This window comes from Legionella sheltonii (assembly GCF_026191355.1).
Classification (GTDB): domain Bacteria; phylum Pseudomonadota; class Gammaproteobacteria; order Legionellales; family Legionellaceae; genus Legionella; species Legionella sheltonii.
Genome location: NZ_JAPHOQ010000015.1, coordinates 106741 through 128006 on the forward strand (window position 1 = coordinate 106741; position 21266 = coordinate 128006).

Below are 21266 nucleotides of genomic sequence, written 5' to 3' on the forward strand. Positions count from 1 at the left end.
GGATTCAAATAATGACTATTCCAGATAAAATTAAAAAAGTGTATGAGAAGTCAACTTGCTTGTTTACTACAAATGAAGTTGAAGCCGCTCTTGATCGTATGGCGATAAATATACATAAAGAATTGCAAGAGCAAAATCCAGTCCTTCTTTGTGTTATGGTAGGTGGTTTAGTTCTTTTAGGCAATTTATTGCCACGTTTGGACTTTCCGCTAGAAGTAGACTATGTCCATGCAACCCGTTATCAGGGCGAGACAACGGGAGGCGATATCGTGTGGAAAGCGAAACCTTCGGCTAATTTAAAGGGAAGAACTGTTCTTGTGGTTGATGATATTCTTGACGGTGGCATCACATTAGCTGCAATTATTGATGAAGTAAAAAAACTGGGCGCGGAAAAAGTATACAGCGCGGTTTTGGTTGATAAATATAGGAAGCGCGTTGTAAATGGTCTTCAAAAGGCTGATTTTGTAGGTTTACAAGTAGAAGATCACTATATTTTTGGTTATGGAATGGATTATAACGAATACTTGCGGAACGCACCGGGTATATTTGTTGTGCACCCAGAACATGAATAGCTAAAACTGCAAAAGAACTAAATAATCGAGCTCGGATAGAGCTCGATTTTCTCATACTGAACTCTTAATTTTCTTTAAGATAACAAAGTTATAAATATCAACTATACTCATCTATATGAAATGTATGGGCATGTGACATGTGATGAAGACTCTATTCACAGAACACCCGTATTCTGTTAACAAAATTTATATTCAACTTATATTCTTTGCAGAAAAAGCAGGCTGCAAATCAATGCTCAGATGTTGTGCTGTTTTTTTCCATAAGCTTTCTTCTTTTATTTTAAATAGGCCCGCTTCCTTATTTTTAAAGGGAGATCATTATGGGGCAATTTAAGTTAGCTAGAGTCCAGACTACCAAAGATGCTAAGGATTTTATTCGAGTTAATGTGAAAATAAACAAAAATAATGCTGATTACATCCGCCCCTTGAATAAAGACATCGATGATGTATTTGATCCACAACGGAACAATACATTTCGACATGGGTGGATTCAACGTTGGATTTTACGTGATACACGGGGTGAGCTAGTTGGTCGAATTGCCGCTTTTATTAATTTGCAATATCAAGTTATTGCGGGTAATTATTTAGTGGGGGGAATAGGCTTTTTTGACTGCATTTACGATCATCAAGCTGCGAAAATTCTTTTTGATGCGGCAAAAGACTGGCTTCAATTCCAGGGGATTGAAGCCATGGATGGGCCGATTAATTTCGGAGAACAAGACAGATGGTGGGGATTACTGGTTGAAGGTTTTCAGAACCCACCCTACCTTATGAATTATAATCTACCTTATTATCAAGAATTGTTTGAAGCATACGGATTTCAAGAGTTTTATCATCAATTAGGTTATAGCATCGCTTTAGATACATCCTTAGAACCAATCTGGCATAAAATTAATTCTGAATATGAAAATAATCCTGACTTTTCGATTCAACAGATTGATACAAATAACTTCAAAAAATGTTCCTATGATTTTACAAAGATGCTTTATGTAGATAAACTGGATTTAGGGCTTAATGGACCAGTTGAGTCTGATCTTGTAATTGATATGCTAAGAAAAATGTTGCTATTTGGGAATAATCCACTGGTTTTATTAGCTCAATATCAACAGCGTCCAATAGCTGCATTGTTTTCTATTCCAGATTTAAATCAATTAATTAAATATTTAAATGGGAAGTTTGGTATTGTACAAATTGTGAAACTGTTTTGTTTGAAACATTTTAAACCCTGTAACAAAATAATGGGTTTAATTTATGCCATCATCCCAGAGTTTCAAAAAACAGGAATTACTGTTTACTTAACTATCGAATTATTAAAGAAAATAAATAAATCTCCAAAATTCAGGTACACGGAGTATGAGATGAAATGGATTGGTGAAGTGAATCATAAAATGCATCAACAAATGGAAAATATTGGTTTAATGCATAAAAATAGAGTGCTTACAACATACAGATATTTATTCGATAAAAGCAAAACGCTTAAATCTTCTCCACTAATCATTTAATTGAGATTCAAGCAAGCAAAGGAGCTAAAAAGATGCGATCTGCTGTGGTTACTGGTGTTTCATCTGGAATTGGATTTGCTATTGCTCAAGAGTTAGTTACTCATAATATTCGCGTTTTTGGAAGTGTTCGTAATGAAGAGGATGCATTAAGAATAACAAAAGAGCTGGGTACTCTTTTTGTTCCTCTTCTGTTTGATATAACTGATGAAATAGCAGTTAAAAAAGCAGCACAAGAAGTTCGTACACAATTACAGGGAAAAAAACTTTGGGGATTAATTAATAATGCAGGCGTTGCTGTTGTTGGCCCATTGACCGAATTGCCCCTTGATGCGTTTCGCCGTCAATTTGAAGTAAATGTTATTGGGCAAATTAGGGTAACCCAAGAGTTCATCTCTTTGCTTGGATCCGATAAAACACTGGAAGGATCCCCGGGGAAAATCATCAACATAGGATCTATATCCGGAACAATTTGTAGGCCTTTTTTTGGTCCCTATTCTATTTCAAAATATGGAGTGGAAGCATTTTCAGATACTTTGCGCATTGAATTGATGATTTATGGTATTGATGTAGTTCTTATTAGACCTGGAATGGTTGATACTCCCATTTGGCATAAAAATGAAGATCAAGTCAGTGAGGATACGCTGAGGCAGTCTATTTATGCGAAGTCTCTTCTAAAATTTAAAAGCTATATTTATCATAAAGTAGAGCTCTCTGCTTTACCAGCTAAAAAAGTAGGCGAGCTTGTAAATAAAATTTTATCTAACCCACATCCTAAAACGAGTTATGTTTTGGTTCCTAATCTCTTCGCAGATTGGATATTGCCCATGTTATTACCTAAACGTTTTATGAATAAAAAAGTTGCAGAAGCACTTGGTTTTTTAAAAGACAATGGAATTAAATGATACATTGCCCCTGTGTATGCTTAAGTTCAGAAAACTTAAGCAGTTCATCTCATTGACGAAAATGCAAGTTCTGACTCAGGACTTTCAGATTTTCTTTTGATATCATTGCTCATTTAATAACCTTGGTAACAAACTATATGAAACTTGCTTTTTTTATTAGTAGTGCTGGAGATACTGACTTAGCATTAAATACGATCAGAGTCCTAGAGTCTCACGGTAAGCATGAGGTTTTACTGATTTCATTAACTAAAACCGCACAGGATCGAGTCGCTGTTTTTAAATCAAATTTAGTAACCACTAAAATATCATTACCCGAATTAATTACAACTGAAAATAACTCTTTTGCAGTGAGTACCTGCAATGAAGAGCAACTTAATAGGGTAATAAAATACTTGGAAATGGAGAAGGTTGAGCAAGTATATTGTGGTGTTCCCTCGGTGAGCAATAAAGTTCCTTTTCAAATCGCATCGGCATTAGAGGATGTGCCTGTACTTATGGCTTATGAGTTTATGTTTAAGCCAGATAACCATGACTTATGGGATTTTTTACCTATTCTAAAAAACAAGCCAAATGTGCAATGGGCTTTGCCATTGGAGCAGGCTGTAGCAGACTTTCAAATTAATGACAAAAGTAAAATACATATTGTTGGCCATCTGAGTATTGACAATGCCCTTGCCATAAAACCCGCAGTGAATGATACAGATCTTGAACAGAGATTAGATGCAGAACGAGATCGAATTCTGAAGACACGGAAAACTTTGCAAATCACTGAAGGAAATTCATTTGCTTTTGTAAGTAGTACTACTCAGCCCTTGGTAATTGATAGTACTTTTTTAAACAGTTTACTTGATGTACTTCCCAAGCATCCCAATATTGAAGTTCGTCTTGGTCTACACCCTGGTATTGAAAATCTTGATGCTTATTTAACAGAAATAATTGAGGTTTATAAAAAACATCAAGATGCATGTAAGAATCAATTTAAAATTATTTTAACGAGTAGTTTATTTGAAAAACTTAAAAAACCTGAGTTGACTGTAACTAATCCTGAGTTTGAGCATGTTTTTATACGGGCCAATGTCACTGGTAATGAAGCTGCCGCAGCTGCTGAGTATGTAGCCCAGGCTGTTCCAGGTGCATTATTAAATCAGGGGGTATTAGAAGGAAAACCAGCTTATACTCATTTTGGGAAACCTTATCTTCCAGAAAAATATTTTTCTAGCAGTATATCGGCTTTTTTTACTGCAAAACGGCAACAAGAGCGAAGTAAAGATGAATTGGGGATAGATAAGAAAACTGCCCCTGAGTGTTGTGCTGAAGTTTTTTTAAAATTATAAAATCTTAATTATAAGTTCCCTTTCCCCAAAGTAGGCAAGAGACCGGAGTGAGGATGACGCAATCTCTCCCTCACCCGCCCCTGCGGGCACTATCTCCCCATAGGGAGAAGGGTACATTTTTACCTTAATGAGGTGGAAAAATTCGATAGAGCCGCTGATTAAGAGATCCCCTATCCTACAGGTGGGAGAGGGGCAGGGGTGAGGGTGATGCAATTATCCCCTTATCCGCCTTGCGAATATTTTTCGCCATACAGCGAATTCAATGTAGAAATGGATTAGCACTTTGTCTTAATTATCGTATGAACAAGTTTTTTCTTCTTCTTTATGCAAAGCACCTGAATTTGCTGAGGTGCAAGGACAAAAAAACATATGTTCTATGGGAATAGGTGGATCAGCCTTCCGCTTGTCTAACCCCTTTTTTGCCATGTTTCTCACATCATCAGTTGTCGCATGAATACTCATGAATTCTAATTGACTTAACATCATTTGCTGTCTTTTCTTATCGTACTTCTCCCAGCCATTGAATTCTTCAGCCACCCGGGCAGCTAATGTTGGATTAATTTTTTCCAATTTTAGGATGACGTCAACGATTAATTGATAGCCTTTTCCTGAAGCAGCATGAAAACCATAAGGATTTTTAATGAATGTGCCAAGTAAAGCATATACTTTATTAGGATTAGATAAATCAAAAGCGGGATGTTGCATTAACTGTTCCACAAGTTTTACAACATGCTCTGAGTGTGCTGCTGTCTGCACGTTAAACCAATAATTAACAGCTCCGGCATCCCCTTGCCAGTAATCATAAAAACGTTGTAAGAGGTTGCCCGATTGGCTGCAATTATTGTTGATAAGCAAAATAAGCGCAGAGAGGCAGTCGGTCATGTTTTTACCTAAGGAACTATTGAATTGTTCTATTAAAGAACTCTCTGTTTTTTCAGGTTGTACAGAAATTAAATAAGTATGACAAACCTGCCTTAATCGTCTTATGCCAGCAGACACGATATCAAATGATTTAAAAGGTGAGTTGTTGGATGCAGGTAATTTATCTAGATTTTTTTGCATTAACAAAATATCGTTCTTTAATTCTTTTGCAAGCTGGACTTGAATAAGTCGACGTGCTTCTGCAATTTTTTCAAAATCCTGGTCTTGCAGGTTGGAAAATAAAATTTCTTCTGTAGGTATGGATATTAGTTCGGCAAAAATCCAATGATTTAATGAACTAGATGCCTCGAGGATTAATTTTCGATAGGTGTTAAAAAAATCAGGGGTGAGTTTAAGCGAATTACCCAAGCAATATTCCTTAACCATCTTGGTGATCAATTTATTTGCTGCCTCACAACGATTATATAAATTGCTGTCATGTTGCATTAATTGAAGAAGCTGTTCTGAATTATATTCAAATTCAAGTTGAACAGGAGCCGAAAAGCTGCGTAATAATGATGGAGTAGGGCGTAAATCAACATGATTGAAGTGAAATTCCATTTCAGGCTTATCAATTATTATGGTTGTATCACCATGAATTTCTTTTCCATCTTTATCGAGTAATCCGACAACAACAGGTATCGGTCTACCTTTCCCATCCTTGGTTTTAAATTTTAATGTATAACATTTTGTATTTTCATCATACTCATCAGTAACCATTAATTGAGGAATACCGGATTCAGTAAACCAGGACAAGAAAGAGCCCATATTTTTACCCGTTGATTCACTCAATGAGTCCAATACATCTTCCAAAGTTACGGCACCACCATCATTAGTTTTTAAAAATTGGGTCATTCCTTCATAAAAACTTTTTTCACCAAGAAATAGCATCATCATGCGAAAAATATCAGCACTTTTTTCATAAGCAGCGGCGGTATATAGACTTCTAACATTGGTGTATGTATTTTGCCTTGGAGCACGCTCATCAAAATTTTTTCCGTCTAACATCCGAATTAAGTCGGTTCCAAACAAGCGTTCCCGAAACATTGCTGCTCGAAACGTAGTTAAACCTTCTTTAAATGGCAAATTAAACCACTCGCGGATGGTTACTCGATCACCTGTCCAATAATGAAAATATTCATGAGCAACAACCTCTAAGACACGGAGAAAATCAGCATCAGTTCGAGTTTCGGGTGTGGCAAATAAATTTGCAGTATTGAATAAGTTTAAGCCAGTCGGTTCTGAAGCACCTGAAGCATATTTATCGACGCCAGCTACCATATGTTGTGGTAATTCACATTCCAGATTAAAGACTTCTTCTTCCCAACGCATTGCTTCTTTTAAAACTTCTTTAGCGAAATCACATTTTGCGGTAGCTGCAGGGGGTACATAAAATTCAATTGGTAATTCACGCTCAGATCGGGTTTTGAAATAAGCTACTGATTTTTTTAGTTTTCCAGCAACCAAGGCAAAAAGATAGCTCGGTTTGGGAACTTTATCCAGCCAGGTTACGCTGTGTAACCCATTATCGAGATTGTTTTGTCCAATGAGTGATCCATTGGAAAGTAATACGGGATAGTCTTCCTTTTTAGCTATAATTGTTGTTTTGTAGGTGGCTAAATTATCAGGCCGATCATGACAATAAAGAACACGACGTAGTCCTTCGGTTTCAGCTTTAACCAGAATTGTTCCCTCTGTTTCATATAAGCCAAAAAGATCCGTATTCTCCCCTAAACGAGTCACTGTTTCGAGTGTAAACGCGCGACCTTGGGGGATGTTTTTGATAATTATAGAGTCTTTTGTTATTTCATAGTCGTCTTGAGACAGTTTTTTACCATCGAGTAAAATAGATTCTAAGAGCATATTTTCTCCATCCAACTCAAGATCAACCGAGTGAGATGAGGATTTGGGATTGGGCTCAATAGTTAATAATGCTTTGGATTGAATTGGACTTTTAGAGAGATCAATCTCCAAATCTACGTGTTTAACGAGATATTCAAGAACCTCATAATCACTTAACCTAAATATCCCAGAATGATTTTTCATGAAAACTCCCTAATTCATGGTATAAGGAGCAACAATATAAGATCAAAATGTTTATTTCAACAGAAATGATTTTTAAGTAGAAAAACTCGTTTCATGTAGCGCTTCTTTTTGAAATTCTTCTGTGCTCTCTTCATTAACTTGCATGTAAACAGCTACATGCTGTTTGGATTGGGTAAATGGATTATGCTCAGCATCCCAAGGAAGAAAAGCCTTCATATCATTGAAATAGCAAAGTTTGGCTTCAGCAATTTTTATTGGAAGTATCGTTTTTTCGAGAATTTGATTGAGTTCTCTAGTTATCTCCGCTTTAAGTTGTTCCGAAATCTCTATAGAAATCTTATTAGATCGTGAATAAGCCAATGTAATATGAAAGATCTTAGGAATTGTTTCTTCAATACTCAACGCTTTTGCTATTTCTTCAATTTGTATGACATGCTCTCTGGGTAAATTTACAGCAAGTGAAATTGTCCGACCAATGTTGACTTCCATCTTTTCAATGGAAGGGGTAATAGGAGTTTTTTGAAGAGCTTGTTTTATTTTTTTGTAGTGAGACAAGTTATTAGTAATAAATTGCTCCCATATGCCGCCTACTTGTTGTTCCGTCTCTAAACTCATTGTGGTCATATGATAACTATTGGCAGGTAGGGGAGAAAAATGCTGCATAATCAAAGGATTGTTTTTTAAGGCTTTATGGATAGTTTCACAAAATTCTTTATGTTCAGGATAGCAGGCGGATACCACTGTAACCCCTGGAAATAGTGCATACTCACCATGTGCGTCAACTTTACTTAATCGTCTATGCTCCTGTTTGTTTTGCATTGTGAACATTTTTAACAGCCCAAATTAAGGTTAAATGGATAGTACCATGAATTATGTCCAATGCAAAAAATGTAGTTCATATTTAATCTATAATGATTATATAGAGAACTAGTACAGCGCATCTAATATGATATTAGATAATAGAAACAGAGAGTTACTATGGCATCGAAATTGAAAGAAATAGAAACTACCCAAGAGTTTGAGAATAAACGCCTTGATGCACTTCAGTCATTAAAAATTATGGATACGGGTCCAGAAGAAAGTTATGACCGATTGGTGCGTCTTGCAATTGATTTATTTAATATACCCATTTGTTATATCGCATTTCTTGATGAAAAAAGGCAATGGTTTAAATCACAACATGGTTTAAAGGTAAAACAAACCCCCAAAAACATTTCTTTTTGTAATGTAACAATAAAAAAACATGAACCATTAATTATTAGCGATGCATTAAATGATGAACGATTTGCCAATAGTCCTTTGGTACAAGAGGCGCCTCATATTCGTTTTTATGCGGGCGTTCCTCTGACCGATCCAGAGGGTTATAATGTGGGTACATTTTGTTTGGCTGATACTTCTCCAAAACAATTGGACTCAAAACAATTAGAGCTTTTATTAAATTTAGCTCATATAGCCAAAGATCAGTTAAGCCTCCGTAAGACAAACTTTTTATTACAAAAAATAAAAAGCCAACTTGAAGTACGAAATAAATTAATTCGTAAAGTATTTAGTTTTTATATGTCAGATGATGTAGTAAATACCATTCTTAAATCCCCTCATCATCAAAAATTGGGAGGATATGAAAATAAAATAACAATTATGTTTAGCGATTTAAGAAATTTTACTCCTTTATCTGAAGCAATTCCTGGTGAAACGCTGGTTTCTCTTTTAAATAACTATTTCAGTAAAATGGTTCCGGTCATAGAAAAATATCAAGGCATTGTTGATGCGTTTATTGGTGATGCCATTATGGTCATTTTTGGCGCACCATATTCTTCAGAGAATGATTCCCTTCGTGCGATAGCCTGTGCCTTAGAAATGCAACAGGTCCTAAAAAAATTGAATCACGCTAATAAAAAGAAAAATCTGCCGCAGTTAGAAATGGGGATAGGGATTAATACTGGGGTTGCCGTTGTGGGGAATGTGGGTTCCAAAAAACGAATGCAATACAGTGCGATAGGTTCATCCGTTAATTTATCATCACGAATTCAAGATCTCAGTCTTGGCGGCCAAATATTAATTTCTGAATCTACTTATAAGGAAGTTGTAAATGACATCGAAATTAATGGACATCTGCGAGTCAAAGTTAAAGGAATCCAGTCACCAATTACTATTTACGATGTATCAAACTTAAAATCGCTGGAAAAGAAACTTAAATAATTGCTGAAAGTTATCCCGAACACAATGAAGTATTTTCTGGGTGCAACATCGATCGCCTTTGAGAATACCTCATTCAAAAGATCCCTTTTTCGTAAGTTTGATCCTCACGTAGTTTTCAGATTATGTACAGAAAACTACGTGCGCATTATTATATTGAGGGGCCCTGGTTGTTTTCTGCTGATTCGCTTATTTCACTTGATAAACCATTTGGAGTAATTCCCCATGGTTTTGCAGTAGAGCGTCTGACAGGTAACCCACCTTTATTTAAAATATCACTAACCAATGTAGTACAATTATAGACTTGGTTATCATTTTGTTTTTGCGTTATTTTTCTGCGATACAGTTCAACATCAATTGGATCTTGATTGACAAACGCAGAACTGTCTTTAAAAAATCCAACAAGATTAACATTAGGTAGTAGTTGATAGCCTACCTTTCCAGTTTTTACTTTGTCTTGAGTTTTCTTAATATGTTCACTCATTACAGAAGTATTTAAATTTTCGAAATGATAAACATGATCTGGGGCTAATGGTTTTGTATCTTCAATTGGTTTTACCTGTATCGGTCTATCTGTATCGAGGCTTGTATTATTCGATGTCCCTAAGGTTTCCATATCATCTGACAAATTGGTCGCGATGTGTGCTGGTAAAGGGATTACAGATGTGAATCCTGTAGATGGGATACTATCAGGATGAATACTTGCATATTCCCCAGGATCTTCATCTTTCATTTTTGGCTTTGAACCGCCAACTTGTATTGCAGCATGGCCAACCTTGCTAGCTGTCATATTCCAAATAAAAACCCATGTATCTCGAGTAGGTTCAGTTGGTTTTTTTTCTTCTAGTGGAGTAGTCGGGTTTAAGTTTGCAGAATTACTTTCCATATCTTTTTTCAAATTTGAATTAGGGAGGGAAGTATTTGCACTATCATTTTTTTTAGATCTGAGAAATGAAAACATAACAATCCTTTTATTAGAGAAATTACCTATTTGGCATTGAGATTATAAGCAGGTATTAAATTTTAAATCAAGTGGCTATTTAATGTGCACCATATTTAATCTTTATTAAATATGGTGCATAGGTTTGATATTATAACTTAAATTTACCGCAATGTTCTTTCATAAATGCTTCTTTATCTACTTTAGAAAAACCATGTTTTTCTAACGCTGGAGTAAATAAGGTTGGTATTGTAGGATTTTCAAAATCATAACCTGCACTTTTGAGTACATGGGTTACCGAACTGGCGCAATTATCTACTTTAATTTTCGGAACTTCTGGATGATTGTCATCATACACATGGAAACCACATATATCTTCAGAGGGATAACAACCCGTTTCTTTCTTAGATTTTTCTATTACTTTTTGTGAGCCTGCAGCTCCGTGAAGTAGATGCTTGAATCCATTCACTAGTGGATTGGCTTCACCAAAAACAGAGTATGTTGAATGACCTTTGGTTACGTCTTTGGTGAATTCATTTTGGCCCTTTTTAGCACCTTTAAATTGTTCTTTAGTCACTGAAGTAGTCAAAATGTGAGTTGCTTCTTCTACATCTTGCTTATGATCTGGGGCGAGTTGTCCTGACACAGGGATCGAGCCAAAGGTCATTCCATTAATAATACTTCCGAAGAAACCAGGATAAAAACTTGTGGTACGAATTTCTGTTTTACCTTCTTTTTTCTTGATAAGCAGTGCAGTTACGTGTCCTGGGCCATTTTCTTGATTAGTATCTTTGACACAGACAGCAACATGATATTCTGCTTTAGGTTGCTCCGGTTTAACTTGTGGTGTTGTAGTAGTTTGTTGTTGTGTTTCTTTTTTAGAGAACATTTAAATAACCTCATATTGTCTAACATACGAGGCATCCATACCAAATATTAAAATCACTTTTATTCTGTATTATACGTATCAATTATTAACAAAATATTAATTAATAGAATAAATTATGAGCAAAAGTTGAATTAAAACAATCCATCCATTTTGGTCAGCTCAGTACTACCTAAGCAATTAGAATGAGGAGCAATTAATGTACTCTAATAAGGAAATCACCAAAGCAAGTGATGAGGCAACAGAGGAGGCATGTGTGCTTAATTTGGCAGCACGAGCGCCTCTTGCATCAATAGAAAAATTTATCGGATTACTCAAGCGCTTCTGGCAGAATGGGGAGTGTACTCACCTAATGTGTTTTGCTTTTCGCCAGCATTTTGTTGGTGAATGCAATTGCTAAGGCTGAAACAAGTAGCGTTAAATGAATGATGACTTGCCACATTACAGAGAAGTTGCTGAGTTTATTGGGATCAATAAATGTTCTCAATAGATGAATCGATGATATGCCAATTAATGAAAGAGCAAGTTTTACTTTCATTGCTCCTGCATCAAGATGATCAAGCCATTCAGGTTGGTCGGGATGTGAGTCAAGGGCAAGAGGCGAAACAAAGGTTTCATATCCTCCCAAAACAACCATAATAAGAAGATTGGCGATCATCACTACATCAATTAAGTCCAACACACCAAGCATAATGAGGGTATCATCAATGTTATTGAGATGGGTTATTAATTCAAATAATTCATGGACAAAACGATATACATAAACAGCCAGTATTAGAATAAGACCTAAATATAAAGGAAGTTGTAACCATCTTCCCATAAAGATAAACTTACTTATGCCTTTTTTTAGAGTATTCATAAAACTTACACCATTTTTTATTAAAAACTTTTTTTTACAACACGCTCGTCATCCCGAGTGAAATGAGAGCCCCCCATGAAATAGCACGACGTCATAGTTGAAGCTCCCACGTTATCACTCAGGATGACGACAAAAATCCCCAATTTACGTAGCGTTAATCCAGGCTACAATTCAATAATACAAAGGTTAAGGTGCCTCAGTCACCGTAATTACTGAAGAAACACCTTGTGCTTTTGTATTTGGATTGTACATTGCTTCCGCATAAGCAGGGGGAACAATGTATTTGCCTATATTCACTGCTTTTATTTTATAAACAATTTCCTTTGCAACAGACTCAACTCCACCAAAGAAATTCACTCTATCTTCACGCACATCAACAAAATCCATTGTCGTATTTTTTACAGAGTCGGTTACGACTTCAAAACCGCCTGGCAACAGATCTTCAATCACAATATTAGACAAATAATCATTACCTAATGCACGAATTTGGATATGTACTTCAATTTCGCTTCCCAGGGTAGTTGTGCTGATTGCATTTCCTTTTGCATCTCTATATTCTCGGAAAATTTCCAGGCCTTGTTTTAAAGGCGTTTTTGGAATGTCTCGATTAAAACCTGATTGCATTAGTTGATAGAAAAATGTTTTCTTATCCGGGTTGTTTAAACGTATCTTTAGGACATCAGGATCAATATCCGTTTTTTGATAGTTTGCATTAGTCGCTGGAGCAATAACTTCTTTATTATTTGCCATGATCTTGGTCATCGATAAGGCTGATACTGATTCATTAGGAAGATTGGGATGATAGGCACCTAAGGCCAGACTGGTAAATCCAGATAAAACAGTATTGATCTCATCATTATTGACTGCTTGAATTAAGCGATTGAGTAGCTCATCACCTACCTGTGGCAAAAGATTAGGGAAGTGCTTCGCTATAAGATATAAATATTGAGCATCGGCAATGGCACTACTATAAAAATCTGTAACATAAGCCTGATTATTTTGTGGCTTATACAGACCAATTAATTGATTTGCCTCATCATGACTTTGTAGGAGTTGATACGATGCAGCAATATATGCTGAGGTAATATCACTCTTCCATGCATTCGTTTTATCCTTTTCTAGATACAACTGCAGATTTGCAAGATAATTGGTGGAAACGATTTCATTGCGGGTTAAAATATAAATAGCGTATGCCTGAATTCTCGCTGTATCCAGATCAGAGACATTTTGACTTGACAGGGTCTTAAGATAGTTAATTCCATTAAAGAACAGTTCATTTGGAATATTAAACCCTTGCGATCTTGCTTCAGTTAAGAAATGCATCGCATAAACTGTAGCAAAATCATTACCTTGGTTATCGCCAAGCCCTGGCCAATAACTAAAGCCGCCATTAGACATCTGGCGCTGGCTTAGCATTTGAATTGCAGCGTTTACTTTTTCATTCACTTGCTTTGTTTCTTCACCAAAACCAGATTGGTTGTTCATTACCAATAAGGGGAGGGCTTTACTGGTTAATTGCTCAGTACAACCATAAGGATAATTATCCAAATAACGTTGTAAACCAAATACCAAAATCATCGGGCTAGTAGAGACAGTAGCACTCACTTTACGATATTCTGGATAAAGCGTTTGCATAATATCCAGAGTTTTTTGTGCGTCTTCTGATTTCCCACTATTGATGTAGGTGCTAAGCGGCGTAGCTGGTCTGATACTTAGTGTAGCACCCATTGTACTTGATTTATCCCCCATACTGGCTTTGAAGGTTAATTTAGCCGCTCCTAAAAGAGATTTAGCCTTTAATTTATAATGAACCGTCTGTTCGTGACCTTCAGCAATTTCTAATGTTTGTGTAGGGGAGCCGACGATTTCAATTTCAGGTGAAGCGGACAAATCAACATTGATCAGTGCATGTTCCCCAGAGTCTTTAATATTATTTGCAATCGATGTAGATATTTCAAACTCATCTCCTGGGGCAACAAAAGTCGGAACATTAGGGTTAATAATAAAATCCCCACGAATTTCGGCAGAAGTCTCTTTTGAACCAACAGAATCAGATGATACTGCTACTGCCATGACTCGTAATGTTCCATTAAAATAATCGGGAACTTGATAGACCAGTTGATGATTATTTGAATCGGTATCAACAATGCCTGACCAATAAGCGACAGGCAATTCGGTTTTCCGCTTGAACGGATTAAGGCGGCTTGCCATTCCTTCTTCACCATTATCACCACCAACGGCAGAAAGCTCACGATCTTGAATAAATTTTGGCATGATTTGATCCACAGTTTGCTGGGTCAATACTTCAAGAGCATGCTTTTGGAAGAAGAATGATAAAGGATCTGGGGTTGTATAGCGCGCGACTTGCAGAATGCCTTCATCGATTGCAAAGACAATTATCTTTCCAGGTTTATCTGTATGATAATCTATAGTGAAAGGTTGGCCTGGACGTGCAACTGATGCAGTTTGCAGATTAATCTTTATGTTGTGATTCTCATGGTTCACAGTGAAAGGGACCACATTATAGCTGAGCGGGCTTATGAATATTTCTGGTGAGCTCCAATCACGTATAAAAGCAACATTGATGTAGCCATCTCCTTGAAAATCAGCAGGTATGTGGATGGTTTGAACGGAGTTAGTAGTATCTGTTTTGAACCATTGTGCTGCATAAACTTTATCGCGCTCTATGGTTATTAAACCGGAGCCTGTATAGGGTGCGGTAATTTGGATTTCAATATCCTCATTCGCTTGATATTCCGTTTTATTCAGTTTAATCGATAATTCAGCATTCTTGGCTAAGGGCTGTTGACTTGCGCCCACTATACTGAATTTTAACTGATTAAGTACGGTATTATCTTTACCAAGAATACTTAAAGAATAATCACCAATTTGTTGCGTTGGTAAAGTGTAATCAGTACCTTGTTCCGAAATATTAAAAGGTGTGGTGCTAACTATTGTGGATTGAATGACGGACTGATATTGGTAGGTTCCATCCGCTTTTTTAACCAGAGTTGTAACAGGGTGTAACGAAACCAGTTGTATCTTTAAATCACTGACTTCTTGCTTGTTCAATCCAGGATTAATCGCAATATAATTAACACTTCGGGCACTGTTTTGCTTAATAAAGGATAAATCACCATCCGGCTTATATCCTATAAAGTAGGGCAGTGGACTAATTAGAGTTTTACTTTGGCTTGTTACACTACGGCCACCTTCAGACTCAAAACCTTCAGCAAAAAATGTTAATTGATATGTCGCTTTTTCGAAACGATCAAGATTTAAATCAAATTCTGCTTCGCCTTTATCATTTGTTTTTGCATCATTCAAAGTTTCAGTGAAAACCTTAGGCGGTTTTTTTGGATCCAGCAAAGGATCAACAAAGACATAGTCCGGATATTTATCGAATTGCACCTTTTGGGGTACTAATAAAATCTTAGCACTAACTTTTCGATCAGCGGCAGGAGCGCCATATAAGTTCCAAAGATTCACCTCACCCTTCAATCCAGCAGGAGTGCTCCATCCAGTAGAAGGTTTTGGAGACAAGCTGGTAGTGATTCTCATTCTATCGGGTAAAAACTCAGAAACGCGAATGGTTGTAGATCCAAGTAGATTTTGGGGATATCCATCTTTGACTAAGTACAGATTGACCATGTACTGACCTGTAGGGGAACTGTTATTTGTGGCAAAATCCAATTCCATGTAGCCTAGATCATTAAGAGTAATTTTTTCATCTTTGATTGTTGTGCCCCTTGAATCAACCACAGTGGCTTGCAAAGGTAAGCCACCTGGCTGGGGTTGGGCATAGGCTTGTTTGACAATCATGCCGATATGGACTGTATCTCCTGGTCTGTAAATTCCTCTATCGGAGAAAAGATAAGCACTTAAACTGTGTAATTCTTGATTGTTAGTGTAAAGCCCTCCAATATCAAACTTAGAGAAATTTAATTGTCTATTCGCATTATTGAATGGAATAAATGACACATCATTATTCAATTGTGCCAGATATACAATAGGTTCTCTATCATCAACAAAGTCTTTTAACGGTGGGAAGGTAACGCGTCCTTGAGCATCACTAACACGCGATAAAATGGGCAAGCCATTTTTTCCCAAAACAGTGACTGTTGCATTGGCAACAGGAGTTCCCTGGGTTATGGAGTTAACAAATAAATCGTGACTACCGTCTTGATTGTCTTTTACCAATAAAGCCAAATCGGTGATTAATATCATACGGCTTGCTTTTACATCCAAAGCCGATTTATTGTGGACATCCCAGCCAGTAGCTTGTAATAAAAATAACCCTTGTGGTCCCAGGGTATTAGTATTCATTGTCAAATATTTGCTAAAGTCAAGGGCAGTATACTGTTGCTTGGCTAAATCAGAAATATCGAATTCTTGGATTTCTGAAGAGATTTGACTAATATTCTGTTGATTAAAAGTAGGATTGATAAAATAGGGATTATTAAAATCACCCTGAGTTTGGGTTACCAGTTGATTGATGTTCTCCGGCAAAACACGGGCAAAATCAAATTTGACTGCTGGTACGCCTCGAACGAGTACTGAAAGTTTTTTCTCTCCACTTAAAGCCAGCAGTGATCCTTTATGTAAGAAGCTGATCTCTTTAGGGATTGCAGGAACAGGAATCACCGCTGCATATTCATTGCCTAAAGTAAAATCGCCAAAACTGTGCATTCCTTTATCAATTTTAATGTATATATATCGAGGGGCCTCGGTTTTAAATTTAAAACTGTGTAAGTTGGAATAGTTTTGCTCTGTAGGAATCGCTTCTTTTGCCAAGGGTGTTGAAAGCGAAAGAACCGCTTGTGTCACTTCACCTGGATTTTGCCATTGATAACTCTCTTTGGCAGCTTCAGCAGTGGTTGCCGGGCGATCTTTAGGCAGCAAATAAATATGCACTGACTTATTAAACTCACTCTCATTTACCCCTAACGAAGTTTCTACAGTAAGGACTTGTTCGGGCCTGTCTTTATCATTGCGGACAATGGACGCTGAGGCAGAAAGAACTTTAAGGAAATCTTTAGCGCTAGGAATCAGTAAATTTTGTGATTGTTCTTGCAGTAAATGACCGGAATTAGTCGATGAGGTAACGCTTTGGCCTAGTGTTAAACGTAAAAAACGGGCTATTTCATTTATCTTTATCGTTTCTGAATGCAGGTATGCTACCCGTTTATTTTTATCGTAAGTAAAGGTAAAGGGGAGATTTTCACCAGTAGACCCTGATTTTGTTTGATACACTAAAGAGGTATGTTGTTCTAAAGTTTGGGGATTAACTGGAAAATTGAACTCTATTGTTGCTACAGCATTTCTTACCTCGGCATGAACTGGATCTTGATAGAGCTTAAACTCAGTTATCTTGGCATTAAAAGGATGAGTAGAAAAAGTAAACTTACGACTTTCCATATTGGCATTAGGAGCAAAAGCACTCTCAGCAAAAAGAATTGTATATTTTTTTCCTGCAGGCCAATCCTCTGAAGGAGTAAAAACTAATTGACTGTCTGTATTCCATGTCCATGTCCCAGGAATTTTTGGTGTTATAACTATGCCTTCGCTTACTGTTTTTCCAATCAGATTAAGAGGGGCAACTGATTGATTAATAAATCCGTTATTTTTTATACCAAAATCAATAATCAAATTGTTAGGAACTAATTGTTCTTCAGTATTTGGTGTTATCTCCGGGACTGTGATTTGCGCCGTGGTATAAATTGGTTTTGGTAAGTTTTTATACCAGTATAAGGAGTATCCGGCTGAAATTAAAATAAGAATTATCAATAAGCTGCTTCCCCAAAACTTTTGAGGAGATGATTTTGATTTATTACACAAGTAATTCACCCAAGGGGGGCTTCGCCAATTTAATTTGCCAAAAACAGATGAAAACGCATTTAGTAATATAGATAGCGGATTTTTATTCATCATTTATCCCAAGAGGTGGAAAGGGGTGAAAAATTTTTGCATATATTTTATTCTATTTAGTGCATAATAGCGACTATGAACAAAATATTTAAATGTCTAAGCATAATCCTTATTACGCTCCTTGTCAGCGCCTATCTGATATTATTTTTTTTACCTAAACCCATCCTACTGGAGGGAACAAGTTTTTCCAAAGCAGTTTATGACGAACACAATAAATTATTAAGGTTAACATTGAGTCAGGATGAGAAATACCGACTGTTTACACCTTTGTCAGGTATATCAAAGCAGCTTATTGAAGCAACCTTATTGCAAGAAGACCAATATTTTTATTGGCATTATGGAGTCAATCCTTGGGCAACAATGAAAGCCATATGGCAAACGTATGGTGCCCAATCACGAAGGGTAGGTGCCTCAACGATTACCATGCAAGTGGCGCGAATGCGTTATGGTATGAATTCAAAAAAAATCTCAGGAAAGTTATTACAAATCATCCGTGCGATACAAATTGAAATGCATTATAGCAAAGAGCAAATTCTGGAAGCTTATTTAAATTTGGCACCCTATGGTGGCAATGTTGAAGGAGTAGGTGCTGCAAGTTTGGTTTATTTTGGTACACCAGCACATAAAATTACTTTGCCGCAATCCTTGACCCTAAGCATCATTCCTCAAAATCCAGGTAAAAGGACACCAAACAATAAAGAGTTAAAACAAATTCGGGAGCACTTGTTGGGCCGCTGGTTAAACAAACATCCAGAAGATCTTAACAAAAAAGCAATGTTTGCATTGCCTTTAGTGATGCAAAACACTCATATGCTTCCTTTTAATGCACCACATTTTGTAAATAAAATTTTATCTGAAGCATCAAAAAAACAGCAAAGCATTGATACAACCTTGGATTATCGTACGCAAATGATTATTGAACGCATTACGCATCATTATCTTGCGAGAAAGAAGGGAATCGGAGTAAATAACGCAGCTGTTTTACTTTTAGATACTCGCGATATGGGTATAAAGGGAATGTTGGGATCTGCTGATTTTTTCAATACCAGTATCAGCGGACAAATTAATGGTACAGAGGTCAAGCGATCACCTGGGTCCACCTTAAAGCCATTTATCTATGGATTAGCTTTGGATCAGGGCTTAATTCATCCAGATACTGTTTTAAAAGATGTGCCCCACAGCTTTAATGGCTATAACCCAGAAAACTTTGATTACGATTTTATAGGTCCTATTAAAGCTAAAGATGCTTTAGTTTTGAGCCGTAATATCCCAGCAATTTATCTCGCTAGTCAGTTAACTAACCCAACATTACATCAATTATTAGAAAAAGCTCAAATTAGTCAATTACGATCAGAGTCATACTATGGCTTGTCATTGAGTTTGGGCGGGGCTGAATTAACAATGAGTGAACTCGTCAGCTTATATGCCATGCTGGTAAATGATGGAATTTGGTTACCCATTCAAGCCTTTAAAAATGAAGTAAACCCAAAAGGAACACGTCTGCTTAGCCCAGAAGCAAGTTATCTCGTACTGGATATGTTAAAAAATACTCCTCGCTTAGATGATAGCTCTAAAAGCTGGACACGCTTACAGGTTGCATGGAAAACTGGAACTTCTTCAGGCTATCGTGATGCATGGGCTGTAGGAGTATTTGGCCCATACGTATTAGCGGTATGGGTAGGAAATTTTGATAATAAGGCCAATCCTGCATTTATAGGCAAAGACATTGCAGCTCCTTTATTTTTTGAGTTGATTGACGCATTAAATCATGAGCGAGGGCCAATAAATGCTTTGGAAAAACATCCAGAGCAAATGAATTTGAGAAAAGTAGAAGTATGTAAATCCTCTGGGATGCTGCCGACACGTTATTGTAAAGATACTGAATGGAGCTGGTTTATTCCTGGAAAATCTCCAATCAAAACAGATACAATTTATCGTGAGGTTGCTATAAATAGTAAAACAGGTTTACGGACCTGCCATATGGATGAGTATACTCGTTTTGAGATTTATGAGTTTTGGCCTTCTGATTTGTTGAGTATATTTAAAAAGGCGGGGATACAAAGACATATTCCACCCTTTTTTGAGCCTGATTGTACCTTGTCTGGAAATTCGGGTATCGATCCACACATTACTTCGCCACAAAACGGGATTAGTTATATTATTCGCGCGAACTCTCCTCAAAATAATACCATACCCCTCACTGCCGTGACCGATGCTGGTATTGCTTATGTATACTGGTTTATTAACGAAACGTTTATTGCCAAAACTAAAGCAGGAGAATCTTATTTATGGAAAGCAAAGCCGGGAAAATTTGTAGTTAGGGTAGTAGATGATCATGGTCAATCTGATGCTCGTGATATTCATGTACAATTGGAAAGTTAATCCCAATTAAGCGATAAAGCTCAACAATCAACGAGTTATTTATAATTAAGAAAATGATTTATAGATTCTTAACAAATAAGGCACTTATGAGGCAAAAGGAACACCATTTCCTTGTTCAACACCAACAATGACACATAATTTTTTTCCCACTTTTTTATCTCCTATAAAATAGGGCGTGTTGCCAATTTATCCCCACCGGCTACGTGCCGCGACGTGTTCGCGGCATCCAGGAAATGGTCAAGTTAAAGATGAACTTAATTCATTGCTCTAATCGATTGATGAATAAGAGCAAACTCATAATATATCGATTTCAATATCAAGTATAAAACGAGTTTGCAATGGCTAGACTGATGCTCCGTGATGAGCTATGGTCTAAGCTAAAGGAGATAATGCTACAACAAAAATTCATAGGGCAGTTGATGCTTGCGGCCTTCCGATTGAATTTCAATTGACTGGCGGAGAGGTACATGATGCTAAAGCAGCTTCAGGTCTCATTGAAACACTCCCTAAAGCTGATTACACCATTGCAGACAAAGGATATGATAGCGAGGAAATTCGAGATCAGATTAGGCAAAAATCATCTACTCCAATAATTCCTCGGAAGACGAACTCTAAAACTGGGAATGCTGATATTGATTGGGGTCTATACAAATATCGTCATCTAGTTGAAAACGTATTTGCGCGACTTAAACATTTTCGAGCTGTTGCCACAAGATATGATAAATTGAAGAGAAATGATGCGTCAATGCTCGCAATGGCTTGTTCCTATATTTGGCTACCAATGTAATCCGTGAAATT

General features: G+C 36.8%; 13 protein-coding genes and 1 pseudogene. 8 read left to right on the forward strand and 6 right to left on the reverse strand.

Annotated features, from left to right (window positions below):
* The first annotated feature begins 11 nt into the window (after positions 1-11).
* The 5 genes from OQJ26_RS16320 to OQJ26_RS16335 all read left to right on the forward strand — a co-directional run bounded on the left by OQJ26_RS16320 (position 12) and on the right by OQJ26_RS16335 (position 4310).
* Positions 12-572, forward strand: coding sequence for a hypoxanthine-guanine phosphoribosyltransferase (locus OQJ26_RS16320; protein WP_265704782.1), 561 nt, complete (start codon positions 12-14; stop codon positions 570-572).
* Positions 573-714: 142 nt separating this feature from the next.
* Positions 715-906, forward strand: a complete 192-nt coding sequence (locus OQJ26_RS19495) for a DUF6356 family protein (RefSeq protein ID WP_416209968.1) — start codon at positions 715-717, stop codon at positions 904-906.
* Positions 893-2074 carry a hypothetical protein gene (locus OQJ26_RS16325; RefSeq protein ID WP_265704783.1) on the forward strand — a complete coding sequence of 394 codons (1182 nt, stop codon included), beginning with the start codon at positions 893-895 and terminating at the stop codon, positions 2072-2074. The genes OQJ26_RS19495 and OQJ26_RS16325 overlap by 14 nt, the downstream gene beginning before the upstream one ends.
* A gap of 32 nt (positions 2075-2106) precedes the next feature.
* Positions 2107-2976: an SDR family NAD(P)-dependent oxidoreductase gene (locus OQJ26_RS16330; protein ID WP_265704784.1), complete on the forward strand. Its 870-nt coding sequence runs from the start codon at positions 2107-2109 to the stop codon at positions 2974-2976.
* Positions 2977-3113: 137 nt separating this feature from the next.
* Positions 3114-4310 (forward strand): hypothetical protein, encoded by a 1197-nt coding sequence (locus OQJ26_RS16335; protein ID WP_265704785.1) that lies wholly within the window; start codon positions 3114-3116, stop codon positions 4308-4310.
* Between the two features lie 288 nt (positions 4311-4598).
* On the opposite strand, the gene pepN is transcribed toward OQJ26_RS16335, so the two are convergent.
* Both pepN and OQJ26_RS16345 read right to left on the reverse strand, forming a co-directional pair.
* Positions 4599-7277 (reverse strand): aminopeptidase N, encoded by a 2679-nt coding sequence (gene pepN, locus OQJ26_RS16340; protein ID WP_265704786.1) that lies wholly within the window; start codon positions 7275-7277, stop codon positions 4599-4601.
* 72 nt (positions 7278-7349) lie between these two features.
* Complete coding sequence (locus OQJ26_RS16345) at positions 7350-8096, reverse strand: DUF1868 domain-containing protein (RefSeq protein ID WP_265704787.1); 747 nt, start codon at positions 8094-8096, stop codon at positions 7350-7352.
* A 159-nt stretch (positions 8097-8255) separates the two neighbouring features.
* Between OQJ26_RS16345 and OQJ26_RS16350 the strand changes: the two genes are divergently transcribed.
* Positions 8256-9476, forward strand: coding sequence for an adenylate/guanylate cyclase domain-containing protein (locus tag OQJ26_RS16350; protein WP_265704789.1), 1221 nt, complete (start codon positions 8256-8258; stop codon positions 9474-9476).
* A gap of 148 nt (positions 9477-9624) precedes the next feature.
* Here the strand turns inward: OQJ26_RS16350 and OQJ26_RS16355 are convergent, their stop codons facing one another.
* The 4 genes from OQJ26_RS16355 to OQJ26_RS16370 all read right to left on the reverse strand — a co-directional run bounded on the left by OQJ26_RS16355 (position 9625) and on the right by OQJ26_RS16370 (position 18086).
* Positions 9625-10434: a hypothetical protein gene (locus OQJ26_RS16355; RefSeq protein WP_265704790.1), complete on the reverse strand. Its 810-nt coding sequence runs from the start codon at positions 10432-10434 to the stop codon at positions 9625-9627.
* 130 nt (positions 10435-10564) lie between these two features.
* The gene (locus OQJ26_RS16360; RefSeq protein WP_265704791.1) at positions 10565-11302 is read right to left on the reverse strand and encodes a hypothetical protein; all 738 of its coding nucleotides are present in this window, start codon (positions 11300-11302) and stop codon (positions 10565-10567) included.
* 346 nt (positions 11303-11648) lie between these two features.
* The gene (locus OQJ26_RS16365) at positions 11649-12158 is read right to left on the reverse strand and encodes a TIGR00645 family protein (RefSeq protein ID WP_265704792.1); all 510 of its coding nucleotides are present in this window, start codon (positions 12156-12158) and stop codon (positions 11649-11651) included.
* A 186-nt stretch (positions 12159-12344) separates the two neighbouring features.
* On the reverse strand, positions 12345-18086 hold the full coding sequence (locus OQJ26_RS16370; protein WP_265704810.1) for an alpha-2-macroglobulin: 5742 nt from the start codon (positions 18084-18086) through the stop codon (positions 12345-12347).
* 75 nt (positions 18087-18161) lie between these two features.
* Between OQJ26_RS16370 and pbpC the strand changes: the two genes are divergently transcribed.
* A complete protein-coding gene (gene pbpC, locus OQJ26_RS16375; protein ID WP_265704794.1) occupies positions 18162-20468 on the forward strand; it encodes a penicillin-binding protein 1C in 2307 nt (768 codons plus the stop codon).
* Positions 20469-20847: 379 nt separating this feature from the next.
* Positions 20848-21255 (forward strand): annotated as a pseudogene (locus OQJ26_RS16380) (IS5 family transposase); the annotation flags it as partial.
* Positions 21256-21266 lie beyond the last annotated feature (11 nt).